The organism is Pseudomonas ogarae, from assembly GCF_014268695.2.
Taxonomy (GTDB): Bacteria; Pseudomonadota; Gammaproteobacteria; order Pseudomonadales; family Pseudomonadaceae; genus Aquipseudomonas; species Aquipseudomonas kilonensis.
Map to the genome: position 1 here is coordinate 3389873 of NZ_CP077086.1, position 18392 is coordinate 3408264.

14 protein-coding genes are annotated in these 18392 nt (G+C 60.7%); 11 read left to right on the plus strand and 3 right to left on the minus strand.

The genetic code is table 11. From position 1 onward, the window contains the following. Positions 1-319: 319 nt before the first annotated feature. The 7 genes from HU749_RS14795 (at position 320) to HU749_RS14825 (ending at position 10024) form a co-directional block, all read left to right on the plus strand. The gene (locus HU749_RS14795; RefSeq protein ID WP_186651090.1) at positions 320-2035 is read left to right on the plus strand and encodes a type I secretion system permease/ATPase; all 1716 of its coding nucleotides are present in this window, start codon (positions 320-322) and stop codon (positions 2033-2035) included. Positions 2036-2042: 7 nt separating this feature from the next. Further along, positions 2043-3365, plus strand: a complete 1323-nt coding sequence (locus tag HU749_RS14800) for an HlyD family type I secretion periplasmic adaptor subunit (protein WP_079304760.1) — start codon at positions 2043-2045, stop codon at positions 3363-3365. A 1-nt stretch (position 3366) separates the two neighbouring features. Continuing rightward, positions 3367-4707, plus strand: a complete 1341-nt coding sequence (locus tag HU749_RS14805) for a TolC family protein (protein ID WP_079304758.1) — start codon at positions 3367-3369, stop codon at positions 4705-4707. Positions 4708-4798: 91 nt separating this feature from the next. Then, positions 4799-7417 (plus strand): M10 family metallopeptidase, encoded by a 2619-nt coding sequence (locus tag HU749_RS14810; protein WP_079304756.1) that lies wholly within the window; start codon positions 4799-4801, stop codon positions 7415-7417. Positions 7418-7760: 343 nt separating this feature from the next. Continuing rightward, positions 7761-8594, plus strand: coding sequence for an oxidoreductase (locus tag HU749_RS14815; protein WP_095962106.1), 834 nt, complete (start codon positions 7761-7763; stop codon positions 8592-8594). 39 nt (positions 8595-8633) lie between these two features. Next, positions 8634-9620: an acrylyl-CoA reductase (NADPH) gene (gene acuI / locus HU749_RS14820; RefSeq protein ID WP_095974261.1), complete on the plus strand. Its 987-nt coding sequence runs from the start codon at positions 8634-8636 to the stop codon at positions 9618-9620. Then, on the plus strand, positions 9617-10024 hold the full coding sequence (locus tag HU749_RS14825; protein WP_095974260.1) for a hypothetical protein: 408 nt from the start codon (positions 9617-9619) through the stop codon (positions 10022-10024). The genes acuI and HU749_RS14825 overlap by 4 nt, the downstream gene beginning before the upstream one ends. Positions 10025-10062: 38 nt before the next feature. On the opposite strand, the gene HU749_RS14830 is transcribed toward HU749_RS14825, so the two are convergent. The 3 genes from HU749_RS14830 to HU749_RS14840 form a co-directional block, all read right to left on the minus strand. Next, a complete protein-coding gene (locus tag HU749_RS14830) occupies positions 10063-10626 on the minus strand; it encodes a cytochrome b (RefSeq protein ID WP_079304749.1) in 564 nt (187 codons plus the stop codon). A 98-nt stretch (positions 10627-10724) separates the two neighbouring features. Next, positions 10725-12179, minus strand: a complete 1455-nt coding sequence (locus HU749_RS14835) for an aldehyde dehydrogenase family protein (protein ID WP_095974259.1) — start codon at positions 12177-12179, stop codon at positions 10725-10727. 45 nt (positions 12180-12224) lie between these two features. Then, positions 12225-13598: an aspartate aminotransferase family protein gene (locus HU749_RS14840; RefSeq protein WP_186651088.1), complete on the minus strand. Its 1374-nt coding sequence runs from the start codon at positions 13596-13598 to the stop codon at positions 12225-12227. 215 nt (positions 13599-13813) lie between these two features. Here HU749_RS14840 and HU749_RS14845 point away from each other — a divergent pair, with 215 nt between their 5' ends. The 4 genes from HU749_RS14845 to HU749_RS14860 all read left to right on the plus strand — a co-directional run bounded on the left by HU749_RS14845 (position 13814) and on the right by HU749_RS14860 (position 18340). Next, on the plus strand, positions 13814-14782 hold the full coding sequence (locus tag HU749_RS14845; RefSeq protein ID WP_046064340.1) for a helix-turn-helix domain-containing protein: 969 nt from the start codon (positions 13814-13816) through the stop codon (positions 14780-14782). Positions 14783-14980: 198 nt separating this feature from the next. Then, positions 14981-16429: an APC family permease gene (locus HU749_RS14850; RefSeq protein WP_079304745.1), complete on the plus strand. Its 1449-nt coding sequence runs from the start codon at positions 14981-14983 to the stop codon at positions 16427-16429. Between the two features lie 119 nt (positions 16430-16548). Beyond that, a complete protein-coding gene (locus tag HU749_RS14855; RefSeq protein ID WP_079304743.1) occupies positions 16549-17271 on the plus strand; it encodes a haloacid dehalogenase type II in 723 nt (240 codons plus the stop codon). A 178-nt stretch (positions 17272-17449) separates the two neighbouring features. Further along, complete coding sequence (locus HU749_RS14860; RefSeq protein WP_079304741.1) at positions 17450-18340, plus strand: universal stress protein; 891 nt, start codon at positions 17450-17452, stop codon at positions 18338-18340. The last annotated feature ends 52 nt before the right edge of the window (positions 18341-18392 follow it).

Genomic DNA, 18392 nt, shown 5'->3' on the forward strand with positions numbered 1-18392 from the left:
CGGGGCGCCGAGATCAACGTCCACCACGAGGCGGCCTAATAGCCGACCTGGTTCTTGGTGAGACCGCATTTCTCCTGTGGGAGCGGGCTTGCTCGCGAAGGCGTCGGTCCATTCCCAACCCAACCTCGACGTAATCGCATGGCCCATACCCCGTTACGCCAATTTTTCTTAAGAACCGCCCAAACGTGCCGATACAGCGCGGTAGATCCGATTACGCGGGCGCTCCAGCAGTATCCCGCCAAAGATATCCCAGGCGTTCGCACGCCTGTGCCTTGTGATTTTTCAGGTTTGACCAGAATCGGACCGCAGGTAATGAACCATGTCAGCCCACGTCAGGACCGAACTGGAAGGCGCCCTTGCCGTCTGCAAAGGTAGTTTTCTTTCCGTTGGTTTTTTCAGTTTCTTCGTCAACTTGTTGATGCTGGTTCCTTCGTTCTACATGCTGCAGGTGTATGACCGCGCGGTAGGCAGCGCCAGCCTGTCGACGCTGTTGATGCTGACGCTGATCATGTTGCTGTTGATGGTCACGATGGGTGGCTTGGAGTGGGTTCGTTCGCGGATCATGGTGCGGATCAGCACTCGCCTGGATACGCTGCTGAGCCAGCGTCTGTTCGACGCCAGTTTCAAACAGGCGCTCAATACCAGTGGCATGCATGCCACCGCCCAGCCTTTGAACGACCTGAACGGTTTGCGCCAGTTCCTGACCGGCAACGGCCTGTTTGCGTTTTTCGACGCGCCGTGGATCCCGATCTACCTGGCCGTCATGTTCATGTTTCACCCCTGGTACGGCTGGATGGGGGTCGTGAGTGCCGCGTTGCTGGGGGCGCTGGCCTTCGCCAATGAAAAACTCACCCACGCGCCGCTGCAGGCGGCCAACCGTGAACAGATGGCGGCCTCTGCGTTCACCCACAAAAGCCTGCGCAATGCTGAAGTGGTGGAGTCCATGGGCATGCTGGCCAGCCTGCGCCAGCACTGGAGCGGGCGAACCCACAAGGTCCTCGCGCTGCAAAGCCTGGCCAGCGACCGCGCCGCGACCATGACGTCGGTGTCCAGGACATTCCGCCAGATCGTTCAGTCGCTGGTGTTGGGCCTGGGTGCCTATTTGGTGATCAATCACGAGATTTCGTCCGGGCTGATGATTGCCGGCTCCATCTTGCTGGGGCGTGCGTTGGCGCCCATCGATCAGTTGATCGGCGTGTGGAAGGGTTTTCTGGGCGCCCGCTCGCAATATGCCCGGCTGCACGAATTGCTGCTCAAGATTGCCGACGAACCTGAACGCATGTCGCTACCGGCACCCGAGGGGGCGATTCGCGTCGAGGGCCTTTCGGCGGGATCCCCGGACGCTCGTAAACCGATTATTCGCGGCGTGGACTTTCAGGTGGCCGCGGGCGAAGTCGTGGGCATCGTTGGTCCCAGCGGCGCTGGAAAGTCGACCCTCGCCAGGGCGCTGCTGGGCGTCTGGCCAAGCCTGGTCGGGACCGTGCGCCTGGATGGCGCGGACATCAGCCAATGGCGTCGGGAGGAGTTGGGCCCTTACATCGGCTATCTGCCACAGGACATCGAGTTGTTCGAGGGCACCATCAGCCAGAACATTTCCCGCTTCGGCCCGGTGAACGCACCTGCCGTGGTCGCTGCCGCGCGCATGGCGGGTGTGCATGAGCTGGTGCTGCAACTGCCCGATGGCTACGACACTTTGATCGGCGCCAATGGCGGTGGATTGTCCGGCGGCCAGCGGCAACGTATCGGCTTGGCGCGCGCCTTGTACGGTGAACCGCGCCTGGTGGTGCTCGATGAACCAAACTCCAACCTTGATGACGCCGGCGAAAAAATGCTCGCCGAGGCGCTGCAAAAGCTCAAGCAGAGCAGGGCCACGGTGTTTGTCATTACCCATCGACCCGGGGTGTTGGCGCAGGTGGATAAATTGCTGGTTCTCAATCATGGCGAACTGAGTCTGTACGGGCCGCGGGACCAGGTCCTGGCGCGCCTGCGAGACGTAACGCCCGCAGCCCGCCAGGCTGCCACGATTCAACCGTAGGAAGTGGATGAGCGATTTCATGCAAAACAGTCAACACTCGTCCACCGCGTTGCTTGTCGATGACACGCCGGTAAGGCGCGTCGGCTACCTCATGCTGCTGGTCACCTTTGGCCTGTTCGGTGGCTGGGCTGCGTTGGCCCCGCTCGACAGCTCGGCACTCGCGCCGGGTGTGGTCACGGTCAAAAGTTACCGCAAGACGGTGCAGCACCTGGAAGGCGGCATCGTGCGCGAACTGCGCGTGCACGACGGGGACTTGGTAAAAACCGGTGATGTGCTGCTGGTGCTCGACAGCACCCAGGCGCGTTCGGACATGGAAATGACGCGCAGCCAGTTGATCGCCGCGCTCCAGTTGCAGGCCCGCTTGGAGGCTGAACGTGACGCACTGCCCGAGCCTGTGGCGGTGCCCGCCCTGGATCCTGCTGACCCGCGAGTACAGGAGGCCCGCGACAGCGAAGCCCGGATCTTCCAGACCCGACGGACCTCGTTGCTGGGCGAAATCGGCTTGCAAGAGAAGACCATCGGACAAATCGAAGAACAGATTCGCGGCTTCAAGACCATCATCGCCAGCAAGCAGACGCTGGCGGCTTCCTATCAAGAAGAAATAGTCGATTTGCGGGCGCTGCTTGCCGAAGGCTACGTGGACAAACAGCGTCTGCGCGAGCAGGAGCGCAGCCTCTCTCGCCTGCAAACCGAAATAGCCGAAAGCCAGTCCGAGATCGCGCAGGCGCGGGTCCATATCGACGAGGCGAGATTGAAGATACTGCAGTTGAAAAAGGCCTTCGCCAGTGAAGTTGCCGGCCTGTTGGGCGATGCGCGGAACAAGGTGTACGAACTGCGCGAGCGACTGGCCACCCTGCAGGACCGCGATCAGCGTACCGATATCCTCGCGCCCGAGTCAGGAATGGTCATGGGCATGACGGTCCACACCCTCGGCGCGGTGGTCAGCCCAGGCACTGCGCTGCTGGACATCGTCCCGGCCAACGAGGAACTGATCGTCGAGGCGCAAGTGTCGCCGATGGACATCGACCGCATCGCCTTGGGCAAGTTGGCGGACATTCGCTTCAGCGCGTTCAAGAGCAGCACCACGCCCGTCATCGAGGGGCGGTTGGTGCAGATTTCCGCCGACCGCCTGATCAACAAGGACACCGGCACGGCTTATTACCTGGCCCGCGTGGCCCTGACGGACAAAGGGCGTCAGACGCTCGGCAACCTGACCCTGGTGCCGGGAATGCCTGTCGAAGTGCTGGTCAATACGGGTGCACGAACGCTGTTGCAGTACTTGATACAGCCTGCGAGCAATGTGTTCGCCCGTTCGTTGATCGAGGACTGAGATGAAGCTCCTGATCACGCTGTGCCTGGCCTTCATGCCACTGGGAGCGCTCGCTGACGAGACGTATGTCGACCTGTGGCAATTACATCAGGAGGCGCAGGGGGCTGATCCGCGCGTCCTGCGGGCACAAGCCCTGGTTCGAAGCGGCGAGGGCAAGGAGCGCGCGGCCTTTGGTCAATTGTTGCCACAGCTCAACGCCAGTGGCAGCGTCAACCGCAGCCGGCGCGACGACGACCTGGACCGTATCCAGTACAACGGCAAACGCATGGCCGTGATGCTCAATCAGGTGATCTACGATCCGCAGGTCTGGCGCAGTTACCAGAAGTACATCGAGTTGGCCCGGCAAAGTGGCTATGAGTCGGCCGATACGCAGGTACAGGCCAGTATTGATTTGTCCGAGCGCTACTTCGCCGTGCTTGCGGCGGAAGACGACTTGTCGCTGGTGCGCAGCGAGCTGGAGGCGACCGAGCGCAACCTCAAGCGGGTCAAGGCCCTGTACGCGCGGCAGATGGCGATGGTGACCGACGCACTCGATCTTGAGGCGCGAGTGGATGCGCTCAAGGCTGACGAGATCGAAGCCAGCAACAAAGTCCTGGTCAGTCGTGAAGCCATTTCCGAACTGGTGGGGCGCGATGTCAGCGAGCGGTTCAAGCGCATCGGCGACAATCCAGCCTTCAACCTGCCGGCCCAGGCGCAAGATTACTGGGTGCAGTCAGCGCTCGACAGTAACCCGGCATTGCACGCCCGCGAGCACAGTGTTCGCGCCGCGGAGGCGGCTATCGATGAAAACAAGGCGGGTCACCTTCCTCGGCTGGGTCTGAACTTGACGGCCCAACGCAGCGATATTGGCTATGAAGGCGCCGTGACGCCTCGATCGGACAACCTCGTCGCTTCCCTCGACTTGCAGATGCCGCTCTACAGCGGCGGCTCCACCCGGGCACGGGTATCGAGCTCCGAAAGTGACAAGGAAGCCGCCCAGCAAGAGCTGGAAGCCTTGCGTCGCCAGGTCATCAAGGAAACCCGCACCGCTTATCTCGGCATGACGGCCGAACTCAGTCGGATCAAGGCAACACGTCGCGCGCTGGAATCGGCTGAAAAATCACGGGTAGCGACGGAAAAAGCCTTCGGCTATGGCGTCAAGAATGCCGTCGATGTGCTGGACAGCATCAAGGACGAGTTTCGTGCACGGCGTGATTTCTATCAGTCCCAATACAAGTTCGTGACCAGCTTGCTGGTGTTGCACCGCTGGAGCGGAAGATTGGGAGATGGGGATATTCGCCGGGCCAATGAGTGGCTGGTTGCACCATCGTTATCGGATTTCGGATCAAAAAGCAGTGGCTAAGTGATATCAATGCTCCTGTTTCTCATGCAAAATAACCCCTATGTAGCGGCCGCATCCAGGAAGGTCCGCAGACAGCCCACAGGAAACACACATGCCCAGTCCATTAGGTTACTCATCCATTTCATACGCAAAGCTGACCGGCAACGCCCAGGTCAATAGCTTGCTCTATGGCACTTATTGGGCTGGCAGCTTGAGTACCACGTCCCTGACGTACAGTTTCATGACGATGAATTCATATTTCGCCAGCAATTACAGCAGCGATAATGAATATGAGGCTGGCTACGTCCTCTCGTCGGCGCAGAAAAATGGCATTGTCAGCGCACTAGGCACCTGGAGTTCGGTTGCCAACATTAAATTCCAACAGGTCAGCGAGACGGCGAGCAACGTCGGTGATTTGCGGTTCGGCGGCTATCTGTACATGGACGACGACACCGCTGCCTGGGGCTATTTCCCCGGCAGGACCCCCAGCGCGGGTGATGTCTGGCTGGGGCCAGTCACGAACAACCCGGCACCTGCCAAGGGCACCTACGATTACCTGGTCTTCATGCATGAGATTGGCCACGCCCTGGGCCTCAAGCATCCGTTCTCCCCAAGCTCGTCGAACGCCACGGTACTTTCTGCTCAGTTCGATGATGTTCGTTACACGATCATGAGCTACAACACCGCGTATTCCTATGAGCCAACCACCCCCATGCTGCTGGATATTGCCGCCATCCAGAGTCTCTATGGCGCAAACACCCAGTGGCAGACGGGTAATAACACCTACAGCTGGGCCGTCGACCAATCGGTTTTCGAGACGATCTGGGACGCGGGCGGCATTGACACCATCGACGCAAGCAATCAGCTGGCAGCAGTCCGCATCAATCTGAATGAAGGCCAGTTCAGCAAAATCGGCCAAGCGTTTCTGAAACTCGATACCCAGACGGCCTTCGATGAAGGATTGGCGATCGCCTACGGTGCCAAAATTGAGAACGCAGTCGGTTCGGCCAATGATGACACCCTCATTGGCAATGCGTTGGCCAACGTTCTGGACGGACGTGCTGGCAAGGACACTATGATCGGTGGCGCCGGCAATGATACCTACGTGGTCGATAACCTCAATGACGTTGTCAGCGAAACCAGCACCCTGGCCAGTGTCGATACCGTGCGATCTTCGGTGAGCTGGAGCCTGGGCGTTAACCTGGAAAACCTGGTCCTGACCGGCATTGCCCACCTCAATGGCACTGGCAACACTCTGAACAACGTACTCACCGGTAATGCCGGCAACAACGTACTGGACGGTGGAGCCGGGCGGGATACGTTGATCGGTGGCGCAGGGAATGACACCTACATTCTCGACAATACTGGCGACAAGGTCACCGAACTCGCCAACGCAGGCGTCGACCTGATACGCACCTCCGTTAGCTACACCCTGTCGACCAATGTCGAGAATGGCCAACTGCTTGGTGCTAGGGCCGTCAATCTGGTCGGCAATGCCTTGAACAACAACCTGGTGGGCAATAGCGCTGCCAACGTGCTCTATGGCCTGGGCGGCGCGGACATCCTGGACGGTGGTGCCGGAATCGACACCCTCATCGGTGGTACCGGCAATGACACCTACGTGGTCGACAATCTCAAGGACATCGTCAGCGAAACCAGTAGGCTGGCCAGCGAAATCGATACCGTGCGTTCTTCGGTAAGCAGGAGTCTGGGCGCCAACCTGGAAAACCTGGTCCTGACCGGCATTGCCCACCTCAATGGCACCGGCAACACGCTGAACAACGTACTCACCGGTAACGCCGGCAATAACGTGCTGAACGGTGGAGCTGGGCGGGATACGCTGAGCGGTGGGGCCGGGGATGACACCTATATTCTCGACAATCTTGGCGACACGGTCACCGAACTCGTTAACGAAGGCGTCGACCTGATACGCACCTCGGTCAGCTATACCTTGTCGACCAACGTCGAGAATGGCCAGTTGCTTGGTGCTAGCGCCATCAGCCTGGTCGGCAATGCCTTGAACAACAGCCTGGTGGGCAACAGCGCTGCCAACATGCTCAATGGCCTGGACGGCGCGGATATCCTGGACGGTGGTGCCGGGATCGACACCCTCATCGGCGGCACCGGCAATGACACCTACGTGGTCGATAACCTCAGGGATATCGTCAGGGAAACCAGCACTCAGGCCAGCGAAATCGACACGGTGCGCTCTTCGGTGAGCTGGAGCCTGGGCGCTAACCTGGAGAATCTTACGCTGACCGGCACTGCCCATCTCAATGGTACCGGCAACGCGCTGGACAACGTACTGATCGGCAATGCCGGCAACAATGTGCTGAATGGCGGAGCCGGGGAGGATACGCTGAGCGGCGGGGCGGGGAATGACACGCTGATTGGCGGCATTGGCACTGATACACTCACCGGCGGTGTCGGCGCCGACCGATTTGTTTTCGGTGCGTTGAATGAGCTGGGCATAGGCAGTGGTCGTGACGTCATTTTCGACTTCAGCCGGCTCCAGGGTGACAAAATTGATCTGTCGAAATTCGATGCCAATGTCCTGACCGCTACGGTCAATAAATTCAGTTTCATCGACTCGAATGAGTTCACGAGCGCAGGACAATTGCGTTTCGTCGACCAGATACTCTACGGCAACGTCAACGGCGACCTGGAGGCGGATTTTGAAATCCAACTGGTGGGTGTCAGTACCCTTAATGCCACCGATCTGATTGCGTGATAGAGCACTTTGGGGGCCTGAGGGAATGATCAGGACCCTGAACCATTGAGCGCTCAGTGTCCCGGCGGGCGCTCATTCAAGAAAAACCATGAACCCCATGGCGAGGAAGCACGCTCCCTCACCACCTGTTTTGTCTTCTGCCTAATCAGTTCATTGATTTCATGAACGCTGATCTATTCAAGCGCCGGGAGAAACGCTGCGATCGGCATTATTGATGTCGATCAGCATCAAAATGGTTGATCGCTACGATTATGATCATCATCATAAGGCTGCCAGTCGATGATCCAGGACCACAGTTGCGATCTCTGACCGGATAACGTCGATAACCGGAAGGAAAGTCATGATGATCAACAAACCCGTGGCGTTAGTGACCGGCGCTTCATCAGGCATCGGCGAAGCCATTGCACGCAAGCTCGTGGCCGCAGGCTACAGCGTCTACGGCACCAGCCGACGCGGCGGGCAGGTGGGGCAGCAGGGGTTTCCGTTGTTGGTGCTTGATGTCACCGACGATGTCAGCGTCGAAGCTGCCGTCCAAGAATTACTGAAGTTGGAGGGGCGGATTGATCTGCTGGTCAACAATGCCGGCTTCGGCATCGCGCCCGCGGCGGCAGAGGAGAGTTCAGTCGAGCAAGCCAAGGCCCTTTTCGATACCAACTTCCTCGGCATCGTACGGACTACCCGCGCGGTGGTGCCGCACATGCGACGCCAGGGCGGCGGTCGCATTATCAACATCGGTTCTATCCTCGGCGTCGTGCCAGTTCCTTATGCCGCCCTCTATTCAGCCAGCAAGCATGCGGTGGGGGGCTATTCGCAAGCGCTGGATCACGAATTGCGTACACACGGGATCAGGGTCACCGTCGTCGAGCCCGGCTATACCAAGACTCAATTCGAGAGCAACAACCTCCAGCCCGACGCTAGACTCGACGTGTACGAGGACGTTCGGGTAAAAGTGACGAAAGTGGTGAGCCAGGCCATGGCGACCGCCGATGGCCCCGACGTGGTGGCTGAAGTGGTACTCCAGGTCGCACGTGCCGAGCGTCCGAAGTTGCGCTATACCGCTGGCAAGTCGGCCGGCCAGTTGCAGTTTCTGCGCAATTTCGCTCCGGCACGCTTGCTGGACACGGGCATTCGCAGGGCGCTGCAACTCGAAACCAAATGGCCTGCTCAGGCACGCTGACAGCGATGACCATCCGTTTGAACGAACAGGATAAAAACCATGACATTCAAAGCGCTGCTCTCGAGCAAAACCGGTGACGCGATCTCGACCCACCTGGTCGACTTCAAGGACGAGGACCTGATGCCCGGTGACGTCACTGTCGCGATCGAGTTTTCGACCGTGAACTACAAGGACGCCATGGCCCTGAGCGGACGCTCCCCCGTCATTCGCCAGTTTCCGCTGATTCCGGGCATCGACTTCGCCGGTATCGTCGAGACGTCCAGCCATCCGGGGTTCGAGGCCGGTGACCGGGTGCTGGTCAACGGCTGGGGGCTGAGCCAGACCCACCACGGCGGCTTTGCGCAGAAGGCGCGGGTGAGCGGTGACTGGCTGGTAAAAGTCCCGGAGGTATTCTCGACCCAGGCGGCCATGGCCATCGGCACCGCAGGCTACACGGCGATGCTCAGTGTCCTGGCATTGGAGCATGGCGGGCTGACCCCGGATCGAGGCGATATCCTGGTCACCGGCGCCAGCGGCGGCGCCGGCTCGGTGGCCATCGCGCTGCTGTCGGGCCTGGGCTATCGAGTGATCGCCTCGACCGGACGGCAAGAGGAGGGCGACTACTTGCGCGACCTTGGGGCGACGCAGGTCATCGACCGCAACACCTTGTCGCAGCCGGGCGCGCCAATCGCCAAGGAGCGTTGGGCTGGCGTCATTGATTCAGTGGGCAGCCACACTTTGACCAATGCCTTGGCACAGACCCAATATCGCGGCGTTGTCGCTGCCTTCGGCCTGGCCCAGGGCGCGGATCTGCCCGGCTCGGTACTGCCTTTCATCCTGCGCAACGTGACCCTGGCCGGTATCGATTCGGTCAATGCTCCGCAAGCGGTGCGCCTGCAGGCATGGTCGCGACTCGCCCAGGACCTTGATTTGAGCAAGCTGGCCCGCACCACCCAGATGGTTGGCTTGGCAGAGGTGCCGGCCGTTGCCGCTCGGGTACTGGAAGGCAAGGTGCGCGGGCGCACCGTCGTGGACGTGAATGCATGAGCAACGCTTCTCGCGCTTTTCGCTACCTGGCGAGCTTTTCGGCGCTGTTGTTTTTTGCGTTGGCGGCCATCTGGTTGTTCGCGCCGGCCACGTTGCTGGCCAATTGGGGCGTGATCTTCGATGGCGGTACCACGGGGTTGGTAGGCCGGCGTGCGGCACCACTCTACGTGGGCATTGGTGTCGCGTTGCTGTTGGCACGCAATGCGCCGCCCTCGCCGGGACGAACCGCCGTGGTGGCGGGGTTTGTCACCACGTGCCTGCTGCTTGCGCTGCTGGGGCTGGGCGAGTGGGCCGTGGGGCATGTGGAGTCGGGCATCTTGCCAGCGGTGCTGGTGGAAGTTGCCCTGGGGCTGGCGTTCTTGTTTGTCGTAGGTGCCGAAGGTGGGGCAAAGGCTCAGCGCTGAACATCTGGGGACCGCGCCGATGCCTCGTCAAGTCAGCGTCACAGCATGCGGCGCAGGACGTCGTTTCGAGGGTCACGGTCATAAAATCGGTGCTTGAGGGCGCCGGCAATATGCACCAGGATCAGACCGAGCAGCGTATAGGCGAGCACTTTGTGCAGCCATTGAAAGACGACGAACCAGTCGTCATTCTTGGCCAGCAGCTCGGGAAGGTTCACCCCAAAAAAGAACACCCCGTCACTCATCGTGTAGGTACTCGACATCGAATAGCCCATCAACGGCACGATCACCAACAGCGCATACAAGGTACGGTGCGCGAGCCTTGACGAAACCCGCTCATATCGCGCAAGCGTCTCTGGCGGTTGTGGCAGCCTGGCCGTTTTCACCCGTAGGGCGATCTGGACCAGCACCACCAGGAATGCCAGCACCCCAAAGGATTTGTGCCACGGGTAATAGAGCTCATATTTGCTTGCCACTTCGTCATCGAGCCCGGTCATGTGCCAGCCTGCCCAGAGGAGGCCGGCGATGAGCACGGCGCGCACCCAGTGCAAAATCCGCAGGGACGTCGGATACCGATCAATTATTGTTTGATTTGTCGGATTCATCGCGGTCTCTCCATCCATCATCAAGGCATCGGAAATGCACGTTTGAACGGCCACCCTCTACGACACAGGGGTGGTCCGGTCAGTGCGGTTTTTTGTTCTCAGCTGGGTAGCAATACGGTAATGACTTTCTCCTCGGTATAGGCCAACGCGCCGCTAAATCCGCCTTCACGGCCAACGCCACTGGACTTGACGCCGCCCCAGGGCAGGTTGGCGTCCAACGGGCTCCAGCAGTTGATGCCCACGGCACCGGCCTTGACCGCTGCGGCGACGCGGTGCGCTCGCACCAGGTCGCTTGTCCAGACCGTGGCCGCCAGGCCGTAGTTGGAATCGTTGGCCAGCGCGATCGCCTCGTCCTCGCTGTCGAACGTGATCACCGTGCCGACGGGGCCGAAGATCTCGTCCCGGGCGATCGCCATGTCATTGCTGGCATGGGCGAAGATCGTCGGGCGGACAAACCAGCCCCGCTCAGGGCTTGATACGCCGCCGGCCAACAGGGTGGCACCTTGGTCGATGCCCAGTTGGATGTAGCGGTTGACGCGATCCAATTGCGCCTTCTTGGCCACCGGCCCCATCTGTATGTCGGGTTGGCGAGGGTCGCCGACCTTGACGGCTCGCGCGGCATCGGCAAGCGCTGCGGCGAAGCGATCCGCGATGTTGCGTTGGACCAGGATGCGCGAGCCAGCCGCGCAGACCTGTCCCTGGTTGGCGAACAGGCCGAGCGAGCAGCCGAACAGCGCGTCCTCGAACGAGGCGTCGTCGAAGACAATCTGTGGGCTCTTGCCGCCCAGCTCCAGTGCCACGTGCTTGAAAAGTACACCAGCGGTGCGTTGGATTTCGCGTCCGGCCTCGGGGCTGCCGGTGAAGCTGATCTTGGCGACGTGTGGGTGCTCGCACAAAGCGCGCCCCACCTCGTTGCCGTAGCCGGTGACCACGTTGATCACGCCGTCAGGGAAGCCCGCTTCCTGAGCCAGCGCCGCCAGGTGCAGGGCCGACTGTGGCGTCTCTTCCGAAGGCTTGATGACCACGGTGCAGCCGGCCGCCAGCAAAGCGGCGAGCTTCCAGACTGTGATCATCAGCGGCGAGTTCCAGGGAACGATGGCGCCAACCACGCCCACCGGCTCCCGGATCGTGTACGAGAGGGCCTTGGTGCCGAAGTAGCCGCCGGTGGGAATGGTGCGGCCCTCCAGCTGGTTGGCCCAGCCGGCGGCGGCGCGCAGGTTGGCGATGGCGTTGGGTACGTCCAGCCGGCGCGGCTCGATCGGTGAGCGCCCGATGGCATTGGCGTCCAGGTCAGCCAGCACGTCGGTGTCGCGCTCCACCAGGTCCGCCAGCTTCGACAACAGTCGTGCACGCTGGGCGCCGTCGAGCTGGCTCCAGGCGCCACCTTCAAGTTGGCTGAGTGCCGCCGCTACGGCACGGTCCACGTCCTCGGCGGTGCCCCGCGCGGAGCTGCCGTAGATCTGTTCTGTCACGGGGTCGACGAGTGTGATGCGACGCCCGTCGGAGGCCTCGAAGGACGCGCCTTCGATGAAGTGGTTCAAGTGTTGAGTCATTTTGCAGTCCCTCAAGTGATGTGGAGTAGGCGGGGTGTGCACATCTCATCCCTTGAGGGAGGCCAGGGCGTCGCCAAAGATGTCCAGTGCCTTGAAGAACAACGCCCGTGAGATCGTCAACGAAGGCATGACACGCATCACGTTGCTGTAGCGCCCGCAGGGAATCATCAGCACGCCGTGGCTCAGCAGGTAACCCATGAGTTGGCCGATCTTCTCCGGTGCCAGTGGCGCCTTGGTGACCGGGTCCTCGACCAGCTCAATCCCAATCATCAGGCCGCGACCGCGGACTTCACCGACCAACGGGCTGTCGAAGCCACGGATACGTTCCTGCGCTTCGAGCCCCAGCGTGTGAGCGCGGTTGAGCAGATCGAGCTCCGGGTCCTGGAGGATGCTGATGTTGGTCAGCGCCACCGCTGCAGACAACGAGTTGGCGGCGAAGGTGTTGGGCATTGATCCGTCAGGAATCGCGGCTGCCAGGTCCGAACGCATGATCAGGCCCGCCATCGGCAAGTCGCTGCCGATGCCCTTGCCGAAGGTGAGCATGTCGGGCTTCACGCCCGAGTGCTCGACCGCCCACATCTTGCCGGTACGTCCCGCGCCGGACTGCACTTCATCGACGATCAGCAGTGCGCCGCTGCGATCGCAGGCTTTGCGCAACAGTTGCAGGAACTCGGGTGAGGGTGGCACGTAACCGCCTTCGCCCTGCACCGGTTCCACGATCACGGCGGCCACGTCATCGGCGGCGGTGTAGGGGGTATTCAGCAGGTAATCCACGTAGTCGCCGGCAATCTGCTCGGCGCTTTTGTGCGTGGTGTCGAAGGGGAAACGATAGGCATAAGGGTAGGGCGCATGAATGACCCCGCCCATCTGGGCGCCGTAGCCCTTGCGGTAGGCCGTGCCTGTGGTCAGCGCACCGGAGGCGTTCCACACGCCGTGGTAGCCGCCGTGGAAGGCGATGATCTGGTGCCGCCCGGTGACGCGTTTGGCGAACTTGATCGCCGCTTCCAGCGCATCGCTGCCGCTTTGCGTGAAGAAGGTGATGCAGTCACCGCGCAAGCCGTCGGGCGCGATCTCGGAGAGCTTGGCGGCCAGTTCGGTGCGCCGGGTGCTGTTGACTTCCAAGGCATGCATCAGCACTTCGGACTGTTCGCGAATGGCCTGCACCACCTTCGGATGGCAACGGCCTACGCTGCTGACGCCCACGCCAGCGGACAGGTCGATGTAGGTGTTGCCATCGGCGTCCTTGAAGGTCGCGCCGAAGGCCCGGTCCATGGCCACAGGCATGCGTGCGCCGCCGCGAGCCATCGACCCGGTACGCGCCGACAGCGCCAGGGCCTCGGTGGTCCTTGGGCCGGGAATGGCGGTGGTAATTTGCGGGGCATCGGCGAAATGGAGGGATTCTAGTTTGGCTTCACTCATGACGGTCTCTCAGGATGTCGGTTTCAGTGTCCCGATCATCCTCGTGGCCCGTGCCCGGCCGGTAGCCCGAATCGGCACATTGGGCGGGCCGTCTAGAGGGGCAGCACCAGCGCACTGACATGATTTAAAGAGAATTTGCATAATTCTCTTATTGTGAGAATATCGCGCAACGAGGCATTCTAAGAACAAGAATATTGGCCGAGGCTTTCGTCATCATGAAAAATCAGAACATCAGCCATTTTCGTGACATCCATGTCCACGCCGCCACCGTCCAGGAGTGGAACCAGGACTACAACCAGTTAACCGCTGGTACGGCCGAGAGTTCGCTCATCCAGTTGTCGACAGGGCGTTGCCACGTATTCCGCGAGCAGATCAACCAACGCGTGGTGCAGCATGGCGTGGCCCCCCGAGGCAAGATGTGCTTTGCCGTGCCCATCACCGTCCCGGGTTCTATTCGGATGCAGGGTCGGGAGGTGGACGAGAGCAGCCTGTTCTTTCTTCATGGTGGCGAAGAGTTCATGTTCCACATGCCGATGGGCATGGAGCTGCTGGCGATCACCTTCGAACGTGAGTTGTTCGAGCAGGCGTTGGCGCAAACCGCGTCGGCCAAGGAAATCAGCCAGTTACTCCGCCAACCCGTAATCAGGCTCCCCGCGCAACGCTACGCTGACGCTCGACGTCGGATGCTGGCGGCATTCTCCCAGGCGCTCTCGAACGAAGAACTCGACAATGCGCAAGATCGGGAGCTGGAACTGGAACAGGCCATGCTCGACGAACTGCTGCAACTCATGACCGACCCGGCCTGTGACAAGCAGCAGCGTTCGCCAAGCTCCACGCGCAGCTTCATTGTCGAGAAATGCCATCGCCTGGCGACCGCAGAGCTGAACAACGTGCCCAGCGTCGACGAGTTGTGCCAGCGACTCCAGGTGAGTCGACGTACCGTGCAGAACAGCTTCCGCTCGGTTGCCGAGACGACCCCGCTCAATTACCTGCGCTCCGTGCGGCTCAACGGTGTACGCCGGACCTTGATGTCCACCCGGGCGTCGCATCTCTCGATCGGCGATGCCGCCGCCCAATGGGGTTTCTATCACCTCAGCCATTTTGCAGCGCAATACCAGGAACTGTTCGCCGAGTTGCCTTCCCATACGGCCCGTGCGGCCATCAACGACCGCGCGCCTGCCTGAATACCGGTGGACGGATAACGGTCATCTGTTTTTTTGAGAAGAGGCCTCTGGTTACCGATTTGGGATAGTGGGGTGTTCAGGGAGAGGCATAGGATCGAATCCAGCGTGCGACAAGAACAATAACGCTATTCGGTGACGGTGAGTGGTTGACTGCATCGATCCTACAGCGCCTGCCTCATACAATAAGGTCAAGAAAACATGAGTGTACCTCTCCCGGTCAACAGCTCCACGGAGCTCAAGCGTGGGGCCCTGGGTGTCGGCTTCATCATCTTCTTCGTGGTTTCGGCGGCGAGCCCCTTGAGTGTCATCGCCGGCGGCTTTCCCATTGGCATCATGCTGGGCAACGGTGCCGGCACGCCGGCGTTGCTGATCCTGGCTCTGCTGGTGTTACTGGCGTTCTCGGTGGGCTACACGACCATGTCCCGGCACGTCACCAACGCTGGCGGTTTCTATGCGTTCACCTCGCGCGGTCTGGGTGGCCTGGCCGGTGGGGCGGCGGGGGTGCTGGCGATGTTTGCCTACAACATCCTCCAGGTCGGCCTGTATGGCATGTTCGGTGGGGTGGTCAGCGGCACGATGGAAAGCGTGTTCGGCCTGGTGTTGCCTTGGTGGTCGTATTCGCTGATGGCGATGGCCAGCATTGCGATTCTCGGCTATCGCAAGATCGATCTGTCGGCGCGGGTGTTGTCGGTCATTGTGATCGCCGAATATCTGGCGATCCTGCTCCTGGACTTCGCCATTCTCAGGACCGGCGGCGACAGTGGCATCAATCTCGACGCGTTTGCGGGCCGCCACGTGTTCAGCGGCACTCCGTCGATCGGCCTGCTGTTCTGTTTCGCCGCGTTTATCGGCTTCGAGGCCACCACCATCTACGGTGAAGAGGCCAAGAACCCGCAACGTACGATCCCGATTGCCACCTACTGTTCGGTCTTGCTGATCGGTGGGTTCTACGCGCTGTCGGTCTGGTCGATGGTGATTGGCGTCGGGGCGGACAAAATCGTCTCCACGCTTCAGGCCTTGCAGGACCCGACGACGTTTATCTATGGCATGTCCGATCACTTTGTCGGCCCGCACCTGACTCAGGTCATCCGCGTGCTGTTCATGGTCAGCATCTACGCCGGGCTGCTGGCGTTCCACAATGCCGCGGCCCGTTATTTCTACGCCATCGGGCGTGACGGCTTGCTACCCAGCCGGTTGGGGACCACCCATCGCGTCCATCAGAGCCCGCACATGGGCTCGGCGTTGCAGAGCTTGATCTCCGCCGTGGTCGTGCTGATTTTCGCCGCGATGGATGCCGATCCGATCCTGCAGCTGTTCGCCTGGCTGTCCAACCTGGCGACGCTTTGCGTGATTTTGCTGATGGCGCTCACGTCCGCCGCGGTCTGGGTCTTTGCCCAGCGCCACCCCGAGCTCAAGCTGGGAATCTGGCGTGGACGGATTTTCCCGGGGTTCTCTTGCATTGCGCTACTGGCGGTCCTGTTTATCGCGGTGGTGCATTTCGATGTGCTGACGGGCGCGAGCAAGGCCTTGTCGTACGGCCTCTGCGCCATCATTCCCGCAGCCCTGCTGGCTGGCGTGTTCCTCGCGGCGCGACTGCGCAAAGTAGCGCCGCAACGGTATTGGGTGTTGGGCAGTCACAAGCTATAGGAGCGGCGCAGTATCGATGGCGCTTGAAAAGGATAAGGCTAAGCTCATTGGGTTCCCGCGTTCCAGAGCCTCGGCGGCCGGTGTGCCAGGCTGGACCTAAATAGCAGAGGAGTCTTGCGATGACGCTTCCACGAGCGTTGGCATTCGATGTGTTCGGTACCGTAGTTGACTGGCATTCAGGCATCGCACGTGAGGCGAGTCCATTCGTGTCGACCTACTTGCCCGCTGTCAGCCCCGCAGAATTTGCAATGCAATGGCGCCGATTGTATGCGCCAGCGCTGCGCGAGTGCATCAAGGGGCATGGAGGCTTCGTCGTGCTGGACACATTGCACTACGAGACGCTGGTTCAGTTGTTGACGAATTACGGCCTGGAAGTCGACCAGCTTGCCCCCGAGGCATTGCACACGCTTGCCCATGGCTGGCGTCGCCTGGACCCTTGGCCTGACGTGGCCGAGGGCCTGGCCTTGCTGCGCCGACGCTTTGCTGTGGTGACCTTGTCCAATGCCAATGTGGCCTTGATGATCGCCATGAACCGCTACAACGGTTTGCAGTGGGACGCGCTGCTGGGGGCGGAATTCGCGCAAACCTACAAACCGGATCCTGCCGCCTACCTGTCCACGGCCAGGGCACTGGACATCAAACCCGCTGAACTCTGCCTGGTGGCCTGTCATCACAGCGATCTTGCTGCCGCCAGGGATTGCGGCCTGATGACGGCCTATATCGACCGGCCCATGGAGTACGGTGGAGCACCTGCCCCCGATGCAGCCCAAGCCCAGGATTGGGACTGGCAGGCCGATGGTTTCATCGACCTTGATCGCAAGCTTCAGGTGATGTCTATCTGATCAAGCGCATGAGCCGTTGAATGCCTGGCTGACGATGGTACTTGATATATATCAACGTCACGGTTGCCCTGACGGAGGATGGTGAACCTACAACGAAGATGCCCGTTGCAGCGGCAAACACGACAGCGGCCCGCCGTGGCAGGCAGTGACAAACGTGCAAGTTCCATGGAGTCCGATCATGAGCCAGTATCAACGGTTATTGCTGATCATCAACCCGGCCCTGCGCCAGTCCCAAGCCCTGGAACACGCTGCGGCCCTGGCCAAGGCCAGCGGTGCGAGCTTGCACATCGCGGCCTTGATCCCGTCCTGGAAACTGTTGTCACTGCTTGAAGAGGGTGACCGGGAACAGGCGCGCGAAGGCTACCTGCAAGACCATCGCGATTGGCTCAAAAGCCAGGCGAATCACCTGCGCGAAAGAGGCATCGAGGTGACCGCGGAGGTGACCTGGGCCGATGACATGCAACAAGACATCCTCGATCACGTCGCCGAAATGCAGCCCGACCTGCTGATCAAGCAGGTGCAGCACGAATCAGCGGTAAAGCGGGCTTTTCTCACCCCGCTGGACTGGCGCTTGCTGCGTCACTGCCCGGTACCGGTGTACCTGCTGAGTGAAGGTGACCTGCCCCTGCCGCGCAAGGTCGTGGCGGCGGTCGATGCGTCCAATACCCTGGCGCAGGACAACGAGCTCAATGAGCGGATCATCCAGCAGGCATGCGGGCTCGCCATCCAATGTGATGCCGAGTTGCACCTGCTGTACGCCTGCGACATCTCGATGGTGTACATGGGCGATATGGGCGGCGGCGGTCTAACGCTCTCGGATCTTGGCGCGCAGTTGCGCAAAGAACATGAAACATCCTTTTTCGACCTGGCTGACCGATATGGCGTGGCCGCTGACCGACGTCATTTCATTGAAGGGCACCCTGTGGCGGTGCTGAGTGCGTTCGCCGATGAGCAGCATATGGATGTGATTGTGATGGGCAGGGTCCAGTCCCATGGCCTGGAAAAGCTTTTGGGCAGCACGACCGAACATATCCTCTACCAGGTGCCTTGTAGCGTTCTAGCCATCTAGCGCGGCCAGGATCGTCCATATCGAAGCGACAGCATCATTGCCTCAGGAGGTT